Raw genomic sequence first — 15,958 nt, forward strand, 5'->3', positions numbered from 1 at the left:
GCCATGCGAATCGAAGCCATTGCCATCGGAAAGAACCCGCCCGAGGACATCAACGTCATCATCGAGGTGCCGATCGGCGGCGAGCCGATCAAGTACGAGATGGACAAGGAGGCCGGCACGCTGTTCGTCGACCGTTTCCTGCATACGTCGATGCGCTACCCCGGCAATTACGGTTTCGTGCCGCACACGCTGTCGGGCGACGGCGACCCGATCGACGTGCTGGTCTGCAACACGCGCGCGCTGGTGCCGGGCTGCGTCATCAATGTGCGGCCGATCGGCGTGCTGGTGATGGAAGACAATGCCGGCCAGGACGAGAAGGTCATTGCCGTGCCCTCGCCGAAGCTGACGCTGCGCTACGAAAACGTCACCGAATACACGCAGCTGCCCGAGATCACCCGCGACCAGGTCCAGCACTTCTTCGAGCACTACAAGGATCTCGAGCCCGGCAAATGGGTCAAGATCGAAGGCTGGCACGATTCGAAATACGCCAAGAAGATGATCGTCGACGCGATCGCACGGGCGAAGGCGGCGAAGTAGCGCCGAGAGAGGCCTGCGTCTCGTTCAAGTAAGCGGCAAACGCCAGCGCGAGGCACCCCCCTCTGGCCTGCCGGCCATCTCCCCCTCAAGGGGGGAGATCGGATGTCGCAACGGCTTTCGTCAATTTTCAGCGCCGAAAGAAAAGCGCCGCCAGCGAAGCTGCCAATCTCCCCCCTTGAGGGGGAGATGCCCGGCAGGGCAGAGGGGGGTGCCTTGCACCCACGTGGCTAGTTATCCACCCGACCAAACGCCGGCACGTTGCCGATGACGGCGTGCTTGTCCTTGCCACAGGCGAAACTCTTCGCCTTTTCGTCCGCCAGCTTGCGCGCCTGGTCGTTGGCCTGAGGGTTGCCGGTGGCGAGCACGAGGCCGATGGTGCAGCCGTCGCGGGCTTCCATCTGGGCGACCTTGGCGACGAGCAGCACTTCGGTCGGCTTGTTCTCATCCTCGGGATTGCTGATCGAGCGGCGGTGGATCACCGCGAAGGGAACGGCAACGTCGCCCTTGGTCTCGATGCGCCATTCGACCTTGGCGCCGGACGAGTTGAAGCCGGAAAAGCTCTCCCAGACCGAGGTCATCTCGCCGCCGGGCGGAAACCCGTAGAATAGCGATTCACGGGCGTCGTCGTAGGCGATCAGCACGGGATAGCCGCGATAGCCGGAGCAGGCGAGTTCGGCCCAGTCGCCATCGCCTTCCTCGGCCTGCGCATAGGTCACGCAATCCTTTTGCGAGTCGAGGTCGGTGTAGACGCTGGATATGCCATCGGCATGGGCTGCCTGGCAGAGGGCGGCGAGGGCGAATGGAACAAGCAGCAGGGTTCGCATGCGGACTTTTCCCTTGAGGTTGGCCCCAGCCTATCGCCAAATTTGCGGCCGGCCTAGCGTGCCAATCTCAACGTTGGCGCCGCCCAAATCGCCCTGCCGGGCAATTCTCCCCCTGAACGGGAGAAAGTGGCCGGCTGCGCCGCTGGCGACAACCTTGCAACGCTGGCAATTGGCGAAATCGTGATGAGAGCGTTCCTCGCCCCATTTCCGGGAAAGGATGCCGGCAGGTGAGGGGCGGCGCCAACGTTCGAAATGTTATTTCTTCAAGCTCGCCTCGATCAGCAGGTCGGCGTTGTGGGCGACCGCCGCCGCCGGGCCTCCGAGGCCGAAGAGCTGGCCACTGATATAGGCGCCTTCGATCAACAGCAGCAGGCCGTCGCCGAGCGTGTCAGGGTCTTTAGCGCCCATCGCTGCGGCCATCGCGCGCAGGCGGTGGCGCAACTCCTGCTTGTTGGCCTCGCTGACGACGCGCGCCGGATGGCCATGTTCGGGATATTCCACCGCCGCGTTGGTCATGCCGCAGCCGCGATAGTCCGGCCTTTGCGTGCGCTTGCCGACGCGAGTCAGGAAAGCCCTGAGCTGTGCCCGTGGGTCGCCGGGATGGGCAGCCACGGCTTCGTCGAAACGCTCCCAATACTCACGGTCATATTGCCTGAGATAGGAAGCGGCGAGCTCGTCCTTGGAGGGAAAGCTGCGGTAGAGGCTGGGCTTGGTGACGCCGGCGCGCTTGACGATCTCGTCGACGCCGATCGCCCGGATGCCGCGGCGGTAGAACAGGTCGTAGGCCACGTCGAGGATTTTCTTGGCAGCCTTGGGCGGTGCGGCTGCATGACCGTCCTTGATGGTCAGTTCAATATTTTTGTCCGTTGGCATGGTATGACTCGATTGACGTGTTACCGATCGGTACGTATACATGTCCTCACCCTGCAACGTACCGGTCAGTAACATGATAGCTCAATCCCGTCCCTTTGGCCAGCGCTACGCTTTCGTCGTGGTTGGCGTCATCTTCCTTTGCCTATTGATCGCGGCCGGGCTTCGTTCCGCACCCTCGGTGATGATGCTGCCGTTGGATAAAAGCTTCGGCTGGGGGCGCGATAAGGTTTCGATTGCCGCTGCGATCGGCATCTTCCTTTACGGCCTGACCGGGCCGTTTGCCGCCGCATTGATGGAGCGTATCGGCTTGCGCCGCACGCTGCTTGCCTCGCTTGTGATCATGTCGGGCTCGACCGCGCTCAGCCTACTGATGACCGAGCCCTGGCACCTGTTCCTCACCTGGGGCGTGTTTTCCGGCATCGGCTCCGGCGCGGTCGCCACCGTGCTCGGCGCCACCATCGTCAACCGCTGGTTCAAGACCAATCGCGGCTTGGTGATGGGGCTGATGTCTGCCTCCAGCGCCACCGGCCTGTTGGTGTTCCTGCCGCTGCTGGCATCGCTCGCCCAGTCGGGCGGCTGGCAGCCCGTCGCTACCGCCGTCTCGATCGCCACCGCCTGTCTTCTGCCGCTGGTCTGGCTGTTGGTTCCGGAGCGTCCCGCTTCGATCGGCATGGTGCGCTATGGCGCCGGGGCCGATGACGTGCCGCCGGTATCGCCGGCATCGCAAGGCAATTTCCTGGCGCATACGCTCAACACGCTGCGCCGCGCCGCCGGCACCCGCGTCTTCTGGTATCTGTTCGCCACCTTCTTCATCTGCGGCTTCACCACCAACGGGCTGGTCGGCACGCATCTGATCTCCTTCTGCGGCGACATGGGCATCCCCGAGGTACAGGCCGCGGGCCTGCTGTCGCTTATGGGCATTTTCGACCTGATCGGGACGACGCTCTCGGGCTGGCTCACCGACCGTTTCGACCCGCGCAAGCTGCTCGGCGTCTACTACGGCATTCGCGGCCTAGCGCTGATCTATCTGCCCTATTCCGGCTTCTCGGCGACCAGCCTGATCATCTTCGCCGTGCTCTACGGTCTCGACTGGATCGCCACCGTGCCGCCGACGCTCAGGCTCGCCAACGAGGCGTTCGGTGACCGCAGCGGCCCGATCGTGTTCGGCTGGATCGTAGCCGGCCACCAGGTCGGCGCCGCCACCGCCGCTGCCTTCGGCGGCACCATGCGCGAATTGCAGGGCAATTACGAACTGGCCTTCCTGATCGCCGGCATGACGGCGATCGTGGCTGCGTGTCTGTCGCTGCTGATCAATACGAGCAGGCCGGCTTTCGATCCGGAGCCGCAAGCGGCGTAGGGCGCGGTACTAATCTCCCGCTGGTGACGCTCGATCCGGTGCGGTCGGCGTAAGCCTTTGGGTCGGTGCGAAGGATCGCTACGCCTGGAATGGGCAGCCGTCAGTCCGGGTAGCAAACCGTCGGAATCTTCGGCCAAACCGCGCTGTCGCAACCTGCAACCTGCTGCCTCTGCTTGAAAGAGGCGCTGACCGGGCCAGTGACCATTGGGTCGACGCCATCAGGGGCGTCGGCAAACATCTGCTCGGCCGTCCGGTCGGACGACGAAGCCGGATTGGCTTCCTTCACCGTGGCGGCCGATTGAGCGGCATTGGCCGCCAGCACGGCAGCGAATGCGACCGAAGCGATGAGGGGCCAAAATCGGTTGAGTTTGTCGGTCATGAATTTCGAACTACCCGGGCCCAGAAAGGTTCCCGCCTTGGTTAACAAAACCATCTCACACCGAGATGCTTAAGATTTGATGAGTATTTGGTGGTGCGCCTCCTCTTTCGCAATTGCGAAAAACCCTGTATGAGCCGCCCAACCGAAAGAGGCGGCGCCTTTTGGCCTGCTGCCTGCAACGCTCCCGAGACCACAAAATGAAAATTCGTAATATCGCGATCATCGCGCACGTCGACCATGGAAAAACCACCCTCGTCGACCAATTGCTGCGGCAATCCGGTTCCTTCCGCGACAATCAGCGCGTCGCCGAGCGCGCCATGGATTCCAACGACCTCGAAAAGGAACGCGGCATCACCATCCTGGCTAAGGCGACCTCGGTCGACTGGAAGGACACCCGCATTAACATCGTCGACACACCCGGCCACGCCGATTTCGGCGGTGAGGTCGAGCGCATCCTGTCGATGGTGGATTCGGCGATCGTGCTGGTCGACGCCGCCGAAGGCCCCATGCCGCAGACCAAGTTCGTCGTCGGCAAGGCGCTCAAGGTCGGCCTGAAGCCGATCGTCGTCATCAACAAGATCGACCGTCCGGACGCCCGCCACGTCGAGGTGGTCAACGAGGTGTTCGACCTGTTTGCAGCGCTTGACGCCACCGACGAGCAGCTCGACTTCCCGATCCTCTACGGTTCTGGCCGCGATGGCTGGGTCTCGGAAAATCCGGAAGGCCCGAAGGACCAGGGCCTGGCGCCGCTGTTCGACCTCGTCATCAAGCATGTGCCGGAGCCAACCGTTCATCCCGGCCCGTTCCGCATGATCGGCACCATCCTGGAAGCCAATCCATTCCTCGGCCGCATCATTACCGGCCGTATCGAGAGCGGCACGCTGAAGTCCAACCAGGCGGTCAAGGTGCTCCACCATGACGGCACCCAGATCGAAACCGGGCGCATCTCCAAGATCCTCGCGTTCCGTGGCCTCGAGCGCCAGCCGATCGAAGAGGCGCAGGCGGGTGACATCGTGGCAATTGCCGGCCTGTCGAAGGGCACTGTCGCCGACACGTTCTGCGACCTGGCGGTGACCGAGGCGTTGCATGCGCAACCGATCGATCCGCCGACCGTCACCATGTCTTTCCTGGTCAATGATTCGCCGCTCGCCGGCACCGAAGGCGACAAGGTGACCAGCCGCGTCATCCGCGACCGCCTGCTGCGAGAAGCCGAAGGCAATGTCGCGCTCAAGATCGAGGAATCGCCCGACAAGGATTCGTTCTTCGTTTCCGGCCGCGGCGAATTGCAGCTGGCCGTGCTGATCGAGACGATGCGCCGCGAAGGCTTTGAAATCGCCGTGTCGCGTCCGCGCGTCGTCATGCAGAAGGGCGAGAACGGTGAATTGCTGGAGCCGGTCGAGGAAGTCGTCATCGACGTCGACGAGGAGCACGCCGGCATCGTCGTGCAGAAGATGTCGGAGCGCAAGGCCGAGATGGTCGAGCTGCGGCCTTCGGGCGGCAACCGTCAGCGCATCGTCTTCCACGCGCCGACGCGCGGACTGATCGGCTACCAGTCGGAACTGTTGACCGACACGCGCGGCACCGCCGTGATGAACCGGCTGTTCCACGCCTACCAGCCCTACAAGGGCGAACTGCCGGGCCGCACCAACGGCGTGCTGATCTCCAACGAACAGGGCGAGGCAGTGGCCTATGCCATGTGGAACCTCGAAGACCGCGGCCCGATGGTCATCGACCCGGGCGTCAAGGTCTATCAGGGCATGATCATCGGCATCCATAGCCGTGACAACGACCTAGAAGTGAACGTGCTGAAGGGCAAGAAGCTGACCAACATCCGCGCCGCCGGCAAGGACGAGGCGGTGAAGCTGACGCCGCCGATCCGCATGACGCTGGAGCGCGCGCTGGCCTGGATCCAGGACGACGAGCTGGTCGAGGTGACGCCTAAGACCATCCGCCTGCGCAAGCTCTATCTCGACCCGAACGAGCGCAAGCGCTTCGAGAAGTCGGCCAAGGTTGTGGGCGCGGCGTAATCGCCTGATTGTCTAGATTCAAGAGGGGCGAAGCACCGGTGCTTCGCCCCTCTTGTCATTCACCCATGGCAGCCGAAATGATGGCTTCACGATCCGGCTCGTCGGCCAGGGCAATGCGAATCGCCGTGCCGTCGCGGGCCGGCTTGCGCAAAGCTCTGGCGCCTTCGGGAAGAACAACCAGCAATCGTTTCTCCTCCAGCGCCTGAAGCCTTGATCGGGAGATGCCGAGTTCGCCGGCGAGCAGACGGTCGAGCCGCAGCGATGTCGGCATTTCCAGCCCAAGCCTGATTTCAAGCGCGGCTGCGGGTCGGCCTTCGCCGCCGAGCCGGTGTTTGTGAACGGCGACATCGGGAGACTCCTCGACGCGGCCGACCCGGTTTCGCAACGCCACGACATCGAAGGCATGGCGGCGGGCGAGGGCCGGATCGTTGCTTTCGAGCGCTGCCAGCAGCGCGGGTTCGATGTCGCGGCGGTTGCAGCGTTCGAAAATGCCGAAATTCCACGAATTGTCGCAGTCGATGCAGCGATAGATCAGCCAGACATCAATGCGTTTGCCATTGGCGTTGACGCGGAATTTGTCGCTGCAGCGATAGGCTTTCACGGCGCTGCAGCGGTTGCAGTGGACCAGGGGTCGAGGCGCGATTTCGGGCGCGATTGCCCAGTAGATAGCGAGATGTTGGGACAAGCCGGAAGACCTTCCAGTGTGGAAGTTCTTCAGGTCGGCAATGTCGAGATGCCCATGCGGGCACGGCGTGGCGAGAGCTAGCTATGTCGGAAATCAGCTGTCACGGGCGGCAAAGCGCGCGACAACGGTTCAGCAGTGCCAAACCGGTCTCGAACCGCCGCCTGAGGAACACGTGAAATGGAGCAGGCACCGCTTAATGCGGCGCCCTGCCAAGTGTGATCAGGGGAGTTGGCGAGACCGGCGGTTACTGAGGCAAAATGAAGCTCGAAATGAATGTCGGGACGGTTCTTCTAGCGGCAAGACGCCGAGCGGGCAAGGTTCATAGGGTGTCTCGCCCTGCTCAGGCGAAGGCGATCTGTACCTTCATCGATTTGTTGCGGTCGCCGGCGATCTCGAAAGCCGCAACCGCCTCGTCCATCGGATAGATGCCGGTCAGCAGCGGCTTGACGTCGACGCGACGGTTGTTGATCAGATCGACGGCCAGCGCGAACTCGTCGTGGAAACGGAAGGAGCCGCGCATTTCGATCTCCTTGGCGACGATGAGATTCTGAGGCAGCGACATGTCGCCGCCTAGGCCGAGCTGCACGAGCACCCCGCGCGGCTTCAGCACATCGAGCCCGGCTCGCACCGCGCGCTCATCGCCGGAGCATTCGAACATGACGTCGAAACTGCCCTTCTCGACATTGTAGCCAGCGAGCTTGTCGGCATCTGTGGCGACATTGATGGTGCGGTCGGCGCCGATCTCGTTGGCCTTGGCCAGAACCGCGTCCATGACATCGGTGACGACGATCTCACGCGCGCCGTGGACACGTGCGGCAAGGATGCTGAGCGCACCGATCGGCCCGCAGCCGGTGACCAAGACCCGCTTGCCGAGCAGCGAGCCGGCGCGGTTGACGGCATGCAGCGTTACCGCGAACGGCTCGGCAAAGGCGGCTTCGTTGATGGAGACATGGTCGGCGATCTTGTGGCACTGCCAGGCCTCGGCGGCGAGGCACTGGCGGAAGGCGCCCTGTATATGTGGCATCGGCATGGCGCTGCCGTAGAATCGCATGTTGAGGCATTGGTTCTGCACGCCCTGCAGGCAGTACCGGCACGCATTGCAGGGCCGGCTGGGCGAAATCGCAACGCGGTCGCCGACGACAAGGCTGGAAACGCCGGCGCCAAGTGCCTTCACCGTGCCGGCGACCTCATGGCCGAGGATCATCGGCTCGCGCAGGCGCACCACGCCGAAGCCGCCATGATTGTAATAGTGCAGGTCCGAGCCGCAGATGCCGCCGGCCTCGACCGATATCTCGACCTGTCCGGCGCCAGGCGCGCCGGGATCGGTCTCTTCGATGCGAAGGTCTTTTGCCGCGTGGATGACGATTGATTTCATGGCCGCGATCCTTTCTCAAACCACCAGCGCGGGCAAGGTCTGACCGCCGAAATTTGCCGCGTCGGCTGGCCCACTAGGCTGCAGGGTGCCAAATCGCCACCGATCGGATATTCTTCGCCATCCAACGCTCGAAGGCTCCGTCATGCACCTCACCTCGCTCCTGATCTTCGCTGCCGCTTTGTTCGTCGCCGCCGGTTCGCCCGGCCCGTCGATCGCAGCCCTTGTCGCCCGCGTCATCTCGAAAGGCTTTCGCGACGTATTCCCGTTCCTGCTCGCCATGTGGATCGGCGAGGGCATCTGGCTGTCGCTGGCGGTGTTCGGGCTGGCGGTCGTGGCGCAGACTTTTCACTTCGCCTTCGTCGTCGTGAAATGGGTTGGTGTTGCTTACCTCGCGTACCTCGCCTGGAAGATGTGGACCGCACCTGTCGACGCGAAAGAAGGCGAGATGCCGCGCGAGGATTCGGCGATAAAGCTGTTCTTTGCCGGCATGGCGGTGACGCTCGGCAACCCCAAGATCATGATGTTCTATCTGGCGCTGCTGCCGACGATCATCGACCTCGCTTCGGTCAGCGTCATCGGCTGGGTCGAACTGACGGCGACGATGGCGGTTGTGCTCATCGCCATCGATCTCGCCTGGGTGGTCGCGGCGTCACAGGCGCGCAAGCTGTTGAAAAGCAAGCGCGCGATGAAGATCGCCAACCGCGTCAGCGCCACGACCATGGCCGGCGCTGCCGCAGCCATCGCGGCGCGATCCTGATCGCCTTTCTATGGCACCTCAAAACTAGACTTTGTCCAACAGGTCCATGCTGTCGCCGGTGCCTACTTTCCAGCCGGCGAAGCATCCCAAAACGCCACAGGCCGCGCATCGTTCGCCAACATAAAGCCAGCGAACGCCGCCACGTTCCGGGTAGATGGAAAACCCGACGCCGATGTTTGCAGCTTCGGAGCCGCACTCGGTGCACGCCCATCGTTCCGGCTGGGCTTCGTCCCAAAATTCCTCGCTGTCGCAGATAAGATGCTCGGAGCCACCGGCTGTGCATGTTCGTCGCGCTACACCCTTGTCATCGTCGGCATCGAGGAGAAACGAGATGGAACCGCACTTGCAGCGGGCGAGCCTGAAGTCGTGAACCTCATATCCTTCGGAGGCATACCCCTCCAGGTATTCTGCGATGTCCGTGGGTTCCCTCCCAACCCACCATTTGCCTGAGGTGTCTATGGTCATGAGTTACCTCGTCTATGGTGTGATATCGTTCGTTCGGCCGCATATCGATGGCCGCCGTTACGACTCTCTATTTAGCTGTCGGCGTAACAGTTATGTTCCATATGTCGCCGAACACCTTTGTCCTGTTCTGCCCAATTGCCTCAAGCTTTTCCTCGTACAAAACATGTCTGGTCACGCCGCTATCGATGTCGACCGTGCAGTCAGCTGTGTTTGATTTGTGAACCGCAGCATCGGTACGGACGATCTGCTTCTCCGTTTTACCCGTTTCTGGATTCAGTTTCTCGACCGTGTCGACAAGAACCCCGGAGAGTTTCTCGGCATCCGAGGTCATGTGGAATTTCAACGTTGCCGTCCGCGCAATCTGATCGACGCCAACGAGCAGACTCGAGCGCGAATTGGCGAAGGGGTCACCGGCTTCATTTAGCGTCGTGTCGGTCGACGCTGTTTCCCTGCCTATGGGTAGATCGCTGTTCTGGCAGGCCGCTATGATATCAAGTTCCTGTAGGAAGTAAGGAACAGCCGTCTCGGGAGTTAGACCCGCGAAAAACTTACGAATCGTATTTTGAGCTGCTTCGTGATTGGCGTATTTGGGCAGTGCGAACAGCTCCTTCTCGACGACGTCTCGAACAGCTGGCCAACCCTTCAGGGCAACAGGCGCTCCCCGAATGTCGGTATCGAACTCGATGCGCATTCCGCGAAGCGCCGAGACGGTAGCCCAATTGTAAAGCGGGACTGGCCCGCTGCTAAGTTCTGTAATGGTCCAGGCAGAGGAATAGCCGCCTTCGCGGCTTTCTATCACTTCATATCGACCGCTGATCCTGCCTCTTTCCGTTGAGGTGACGCCGCGATCGGCAATCGTCTTCGTCCGCTCTATTTCGACAAGCCAGACTTGTCCCGCGGTTGGTTGGTAGGGAAGGGAAATGGATGCGCCGGCGGGGGCGGTTGTCTCACCATGCGTTTCATGGCCTACCAGCAAAACCGATACGATGGCGGCTGCAAAGATAGAAGCTCGAACCATTTAATCCTCACCTCGCCATGGCGTGGTATTCATCGTTCGGCCGCATGTCGATGGCCGCCGCCACGCGGTTCGACATGTTGAAGAAGGCGGCGGTCGAGGCGATGTCCCAGATGTCGCTGTTGGTGAAGCCGGCGTTGCGCAGTGCTTCCCTGTCCGCCTCGACGATCTTTGCCGGCTCTTCCGTCAGCTTGACCGCGAATTCGAGCATCGCCGTCTGCTTCGGTGAAAGATTGGCGGCCCGGAAATTCATCACCATCATCTCGCCGAGAGCCGGATCGCCGGAGAGCTGGCGCACCGCTGCGCCATGCGCGGTCAGGCAATAATAGCAGTGGTTGATCGAGGACACGACCACCGCGATCATCTCCCGTTCCAGCTTCGACAGGCCGGATTCACCCAGCATCAGATCATTGTAGGTGTCGGTAAAGGCGCGCAGCTTCTTCTCGTCGAAGGCATAGGCAAGAAGCACGTTGGGAACCAGGCCGAGCTTTTCCTCGCATTTGGCGAAATAGGCTTTTGTCGCCTCGCTCAGTTCCGCGATACCGAGGTCAAGTGCGCTGATTTTGCCGGACATGGGGTCTCCCTCTTCGTTCACCGCCGCCTGACCGTCGAATTCCTGTAATTCTTATCGAGCCGTCAAACCTTTGTCGCCAAACAGCGGTCATCTGCTACCATAGTCGTAAAAGCATGTGACGGGAGGACAACATGGCGAGCGTGAAATCCGCAGCTAAGCCGAAGAAAACAGCCAATGCCGGGGTGAAACCCGACGGGAAGCCGGCCAGGCTCGCCGACTATCTGCTGGCCCGCGCGCCGGCCGAAGACATTGCCGCCTATGACGCCGCCGACCTGGAGCGCGCCGCCGACCTGGCAGGACGTGCGGTCGCCGCCCACAAGAAGGGCCAAAGTGTCGTCGCCGTCGATGCCGGGTCGGGCGTCTCCCGCGAGGGCCGCCCGATGACGATCATCACCGTCGTCAACGACAACATGCCGTTCCTGTTCGATTCGATCCTCGGCGAGATCACAGAAACTGCCGGCGAACCGACTTTGGTCACCCATCCGGTCATCGTCGTGCGTCACGGCAAGGCCGGCGTCGACGAGATCCTCGGCGACGGCAGCGCCCTCAAGGACGATGGCAATCACGACCGCCTGAGCGTCGTCCATGTCCATATTCCGCGCCTGACGGCGGAGCAGGCCGACGCGCTGGCCGACCGCCTGCGCAAGATGCTCAACCAGGTGCGCGCCGCCGTCAGCGACTGGAAGCCGATGCTCGCCCGTCTCGACCAGGCGATTTCCGAATTCCGCTATTCCGCCGTGCCGCTCGACAAGAAGAGCGTTGCCGAGGCCATCGCCTTCCTTGAATGGCTGCGCGACGACAATTTCACTTTCCTTGGCATGCGCGAGTTCAAATATTCCGGCGGCACGGAGAGCGGCAATCTGGAGCGCGCCGACAAGCCCGGTCTCGGCATCCTCGCCGACCCGGATGTGCTGGTGCTCCGGCGCGGCACCGAGGCGGTGACGACGACGCCCGAAATCCGCGCCTTCCTGCATGGGCCGGAGCCGCTGATCGTTACCAAGGCCAACGCCAAGTCGCTGGTGCACCGCCGCATTTATCTCGATTATATCGGCGTCAAAACCTACACCGCCAAGGGCACGCTTGCCGGCGAGTTGCGCATGGTCGGCCTGTTCACCTCGACTGCCTACACGCGCTCGGTGATGAAAATCCCGTATCTGAGGTCAAAGGCCGAGACCATCATCGCCAAGTCCGGCTTCGACCGGCACGACCATTCCGGCAAGGCACTGATCAACGTTCTGGAGAGCTATCCGCGCGACGAACTGTTCCAGGTGCCGGTGCCGATCCTGAAGAAGCACGCCGCGGCCATTCTCGGCCTGGTCGAGCGGCCGCGGGTGCGGGCGCTGGTGCGCGCCGACCAGTTCGACCGCTTCGTCTCGATCCTCGTCTTCGTGCCGCGCGACCGCTATGACAGCGTCGTGCGCGAGAAGATCGGCACCTATCTCAAGACCGTCTTCGAGGGCCGTTTGTCGGCTTATTATCCGGCGTTTCCGGAGGGCGGGCTGGCGCGTGTGCATTTCATCATCGGCCGCTCGGGCGGCAAGACGCCGAAGGTCGAGCAGGCGGCGATCGAAGCGGCGATCCGCGATATCGTGCGAACCTGGGACGACGCGCTGGCCGAAGCCGCGGAAGCCGTCGGCGGCGATCCATCGCTGAAGGCGATCGCCGCGCGTCTGCCTGAGAGCTATCGCGATTCCTTCAGCGCGGCCATCGCGCTGAAGGATGCGGGGCGCATCGCCGGCATCAGCACCGCCAACCCGATCGCCATCGACTATTACCGCCATGCCGAACAGAAACCCCATCAGGCAGCGCTGAAGATCTACCACCACGGCAGCCCGGTAGCGCTGTCGCGTCGCGTGCCGGTGCTGGAAAACATCGGCTTCCGCGTCATCAGCGAGCGCACCTTCGAGGTTTGCGAGGACGGCGGCGACACCGTCTTCGTCCACGACATGGAGCTGGAGAACAGCTACGGCAAGCCGATCGACCTCAGCGATGGCGGCGCGCTGTTCGAGGACGCGTTCCTGTCGGTCTGGCGCGGCGACATCGACAATGACAGCTATAACGGGCTTGCCCAGACCGCCGGCCTGTGGTCGGGCGAAGTCAGCATTCTGCGCGCCTATGGCCGCTACCTGCAGCAAGCCGGTATCCCGCAGAGCCAGGATTTCATCGCGGCCGCGCTCAACCGCTATCCCGACATTGCGCGCGGCCTGCATGCACTGTTCGTCGCTCGTCTCGGCCCGACCGCCGAGACGGAAGGCGTCATCGCCGCCAATCACCTCAAGGCCAAGATCAAGGACGCGCTGGAGGAAGTCCCTAACATTGATGACGACACCATCATCCGCCGCTATCTCAACCTAATCGAAGCCTCGTTGCGCACCAATCATTTCGTTGCGGGAACGAAGGCGCGGGGCCAGTCACTGGCGATCAAGCTGGACTCGCAAGCGGTCGAAGGATTGCCGGCGCCGCGGCCGTGGCGCGAGATCTTCGTCTACGGTTCCGAGGTCGAAGGCGTGCATCTGCGCTTCGGCCCGGTTGCGCGCGGCGGCCTGCGCTGGTCGGACCGCGCCCAGGATTACCGCACCGAGGTGCTCGGCCTGGTCAAGGCGCAGCAGGTCAAGAACGCCGTCATCGTGCCGGTCGGCGCCAAGGGCGGCTTCTATCCGAAGAAGCTGCCGATGAGCGCCGGCCGCGACGCCATCTTCGAGGCCGGCACCTCGGCCTACAAGAATTTCGTTTCCAGCCTGCTGTCGATCACAGACAATATCGGCCTCGATGGCGTCATACCCCCAGCCGGCGTCGTCAGGCGCGATCCTGACGACCCCTACTTTGTCGTCGCCGCCGACAAGGGCACGGCAACCTTCTCCGACACCGCCAATGCCATTTCGGAGAAACACGGTTTCTGGCTCGACGATGCCTTCGCCAGCGGCGGCTCGGCCGGTTACGACCACAAGAAGATGGGCATCACCGCCAAAGGCGCCTGGGAAGCGGTCAAGCGGCATTTCCGCGAGATCAACCGCGACATCCAGGCCACCCCGTTCACCGTCGTCGGCGTCGGCGACATGTCGGGCGACGTGTTCGGCAACGGCATGCTCTTGTCGCCGCAGACCAGGCTGATCGCCGCCTTCGACCATCGCGACATCTTCATCGATCCCGATCCAGACAGAGTTGCGTCGATGGCGGAGCGCGAGCGCATGTTCGCGCTGCCGCGTTCGTCCTGGCAGGACTATGACAAGACCAAGCTGTCGGAAGGCGGCGTCATCGTCTCGCGCAGCCAGAAGTCGATCACGCTGCCTGCGGCAGCGGCGGCGGCGATTGGCCTCGCCAAGACCACCGCGACACCGGCCGAGATCATGACCGCCATCCTCAAGGCGAACGTCGACCTTCTGTGGTTCGGCGGCATCGGCACGTATTTACGGGCCTCGGGCGAAACCAATGCCGAAGTCGGCGACCGCGCCAATGACGCCATCCGCATCACCGCGCTCGATGTCCGGGCCAAAGTGATCGGCGAGGGCGCCAATCTCGGCGTCACGCAGCGCGCCCGCATCGAATTCGGCATGAATGGCGGCCGCTGCAATTCCGACGCCATCGACAATTCGGGCGGCGTCAACTGCTCCGACGTCGAGGTCAACATCAAGATCGCGCTGGCGTCCGCCATGCGCAAGGGGTCGCTGACCCGGCCGGCGCGCAACAAGCTGCTGGCCGAGATGACCGGCGAGGTCGCCGGCCTCGTGCTGTCCAACAATTACGAACAGACGCTCGCGCTCTCCATCGCCCGCAAGCGCGGCCTTGCCGACATCGCGCACCAGAGCCGGTTCATGGCGGCGCTGGAGGCTCGGGGCCTGCTCGACCGCGCTGTCGAGACGCTGCCGTCGCCGGCCGCCCTTGCCGAGCGCGAGGCGCGTGGCGAGCCGCTGACCCGGGCGGAGCTTGGCGTGCTGCTCGCCTATGCCAAGATCGTGCTGTTTTCCGACATCGTCGCCAGCGACGTGCCTGACGACGCGCATTTCGACCGCGACCTGATGGGCTATTTCCCTGACCGGATGGCGAAGAAATATGCGGCCGAGATCCATGGCCACCGGCTGCGCCGCGAAATCATCGCCCGCGTCGTCGCCAACGATCTCGTCAATCGCGGCGGACCGTCATTCGTCAACCGGCTGCAGGAAGCCACGGGGCGCAGCGCGGCCGACGTGGTGCGCACCTTCGCCGTGGTGCGCGACGGCTTCGCGTTGCCGGCGCTCTATCAGGAGATCGATGCGCTGGACAGCCACATCGACGGCCAGGCGCAGCTCGATCTCTACCAGTCCGTCAGCCGGCTTATCTTCGTGACCAGCGGCTGGTATCTGAAGAACGATGCCGGCACCGCAGCGCTCGGCCAGCGCATTGCCGAACTGCAAGAGGCGCGCATGGCGCTGGAGCCGAAGCTGCTCTCGCTGCTACCGGCCTTCTCGCGCGAGCGGGTCGAAGAGCGGCGGCACGGCCTCTTCAAGGCCGGCGCCCCGGAAAAGCTCGCCGGGCAGCTGGCAATGGCCGATGTGGCGGGACTGATCCCCGACATCGCACTGACGGCGCGCACGGCCAATGCCGACGTCGTCGCCTCGGCCAAGGCGTTCTTCGCCGTCAGCGATGCCTTCCGCATTCCGCGCGTCGAAGAGGCGGCGCGTTCTATCACGCCGTCGGACTATTACGACCAGCTGGCGCTGTCGCGCGCCACCGACACGATCGGCGCGGCGCGGCGCGGCATTGCGGTGGCGGCTCTCGCCGGCCATGCCGGGACGGCGGATCCTGTGGCGGCCTGGCTGGAAGCCGGCGGCGAGCGCGTGGCGCGCATTCGCGAGCGGCTGCAGGCGCTGACCGAAGGCGGGGATATCACCGTGTCCAGGCTGTCGGTGGCTTCGGGGTTGATGAGCGATTTGACGGGGATGTGAGGCTCGGGACTTTACCCTCCCCCTTGTGGGGAGGGTCGCTGCGAAGCAGCGGGGTGGGGGTGCGGCACCGGGGCCCCCCCCCCCGGGGGGGGGGGCCCCACCCCCCAGGGGGCGGGGGGGGGGGGGGGGCGGGGGGGGGGGGGGTGGGAGGGGGGGGGGCGCGCGGGG

At 63.4% G+C, this 15,958-nt stretch carries 13 protein-coding genes; 5 read left to right on the forward strand and 8 right to left on the reverse strand.

From position 1 onward, the window contains the following. Positions 1-3 precede the first annotated feature (3 nt). Entirely contained in the window at positions 4-537 is a 534-nt protein-coding gene (gene ppa, locus NKJ88_RS19015) for an inorganic diphosphatase (RefSeq protein WP_023668623.1), read from the forward strand. A 227-nt stretch (positions 538-764) separates the two neighbouring features. Here the strand turns inward: ppa and NKJ88_RS19020 are convergent, their stop codons facing one another. Further along, complete coding sequence (locus tag NKJ88_RS19020) at positions 765-1,361, reverse strand: hypothetical protein (RefSeq protein ID WP_023824316.1); 597 nt, start codon at positions 1,359-1,361, stop codon at positions 765-767. Between the two features lie 255 nt (positions 1,362-1,616). Continuing rightward, a complete protein-coding gene (locus NKJ88_RS19025; RefSeq protein WP_023668625.1) occupies positions 1,617-2,234 on the reverse strand; it encodes a TetR/AcrR family transcriptional regulator in 618 nt (205 codons plus the stop codon). A gap of 73 nt (positions 2,235-2,307) precedes the next feature. On the opposite strand from NKJ88_RS19025, the gene NKJ88_RS19030 reads away from it, so the two are divergent. Next, a complete protein-coding gene (locus tag NKJ88_RS19030) occupies positions 2,308-3,591 on the forward strand; it encodes an MFS transporter (RefSeq protein WP_352445042.1) in 1,284 nt (427 codons plus the stop codon). Positions 3,592-3,691: 100 nt separating this feature from the next. Here NKJ88_RS19030 and NKJ88_RS19035 read toward each other — a convergent pair whose 3' ends face one another. Further along, positions 3,692-3,970: a hypothetical protein gene (locus NKJ88_RS19035; RefSeq protein WP_245260088.1), complete on the reverse strand. Its 279-nt coding sequence runs from the start codon at positions 3,968-3,970 to the stop codon at positions 3,692-3,694. A gap of 197 nt (positions 3,971-4,167) precedes the next feature. Here NKJ88_RS19035 and typA point away from each other — a divergent pair, with 197 nt between their 5' ends. After that, positions 4,168-5,997 carry a translational GTPase TypA gene (gene typA, locus NKJ88_RS19040; protein WP_023681424.1) on the forward strand — a complete coding sequence of 610 codons (1,830 nt, stop codon included), beginning with the start codon at positions 4,168-4,170 and terminating at the stop codon, positions 5,995-5,997. A gap of 55 nt (positions 5,998-6,052) precedes the next feature. Here typA and NKJ88_RS19045 read toward each other — a convergent pair whose 3' ends face one another. Continuing rightward, positions 6,053-6,682 (reverse strand): DUF1062 domain-containing protein, encoded by a 630-nt coding sequence (locus NKJ88_RS19045; protein ID WP_023824315.1) that lies wholly within the window; start codon positions 6,680-6,682, stop codon positions 6,053-6,055. Between the two features lie 340 nt (positions 6,683-7,022). Continuing rightward, the gene (locus NKJ88_RS19050; RefSeq protein ID WP_023824314.1) at positions 7,023-8,057 is read right to left on the reverse strand and encodes an L-idonate 5-dehydrogenase; all 1,035 of its coding nucleotides are present in this window, start codon (positions 8,055-8,057) and stop codon (positions 7,023-7,025) included. 142 nt (positions 8,058-8,199) lie between these two features. On the opposite strand from NKJ88_RS19050, the gene NKJ88_RS19055 reads away from it, so the two are divergent. Then, a complete protein-coding gene (locus NKJ88_RS19055; protein WP_023824313.1) occupies positions 8,200-8,814 on the forward strand; it encodes a LysE family translocator in 615 nt (204 codons plus the stop codon). 24 nt (positions 8,815-8,838) lie between these two features. Here NKJ88_RS19055 and NKJ88_RS19060 read toward each other — a convergent pair whose 3' ends face one another. The 3 genes from NKJ88_RS19060 to NKJ88_RS19070 all read right to left on the reverse strand — a co-directional run bounded on the left by NKJ88_RS19060 (position 8,839) and on the right by NKJ88_RS19070 (position 10,868). After that, a complete protein-coding gene (locus NKJ88_RS19060) occupies positions 8,839-9,279 on the reverse strand; it encodes a hypothetical protein (RefSeq protein ID WP_023817142.1) in 441 nt (146 codons plus the stop codon). A gap of 67 nt (positions 9,280-9,346) precedes the next feature. Next, positions 9,347-10,297 carry a hypothetical protein gene (locus NKJ88_RS19065; RefSeq protein ID WP_155923290.1) on the reverse strand — a complete coding sequence of 317 codons (951 nt, stop codon included), beginning with the start codon at positions 10,295-10,297 and terminating at the stop codon, positions 9,347-9,349. 7 nt (positions 10,298-10,304) lie between these two features. Further along, positions 10,305-10,868 (reverse strand): peroxidase-related enzyme, encoded by a 564-nt coding sequence (locus tag NKJ88_RS19070; protein ID WP_352445046.1) that lies wholly within the window; start codon positions 10,866-10,868, stop codon positions 10,305-10,307. 131 nt (positions 10,869-10,999) lie between these two features. Between NKJ88_RS19070 and NKJ88_RS19075 the strand changes: the two genes are divergently transcribed. Further along, positions 11,000-15,790, forward strand: coding sequence for an NAD-glutamate dehydrogenase (locus tag NKJ88_RS19075; protein ID WP_352445048.1), 4,791 nt, complete (start codon positions 11,000-11,002; stop codon positions 15,788-15,790). Positions 15,791-15,958: the final 168 nt, after the last annotated feature.

The sequence above is a fragment of the Mesorhizobium sp. M0016 genome (genome assembly GCF_040324035.1).
Taxonomy (GTDB): domain Bacteria; phylum Pseudomonadota; class Alphaproteobacteria; order Rhizobiales; family Rhizobiaceae; genus Mesorhizobium.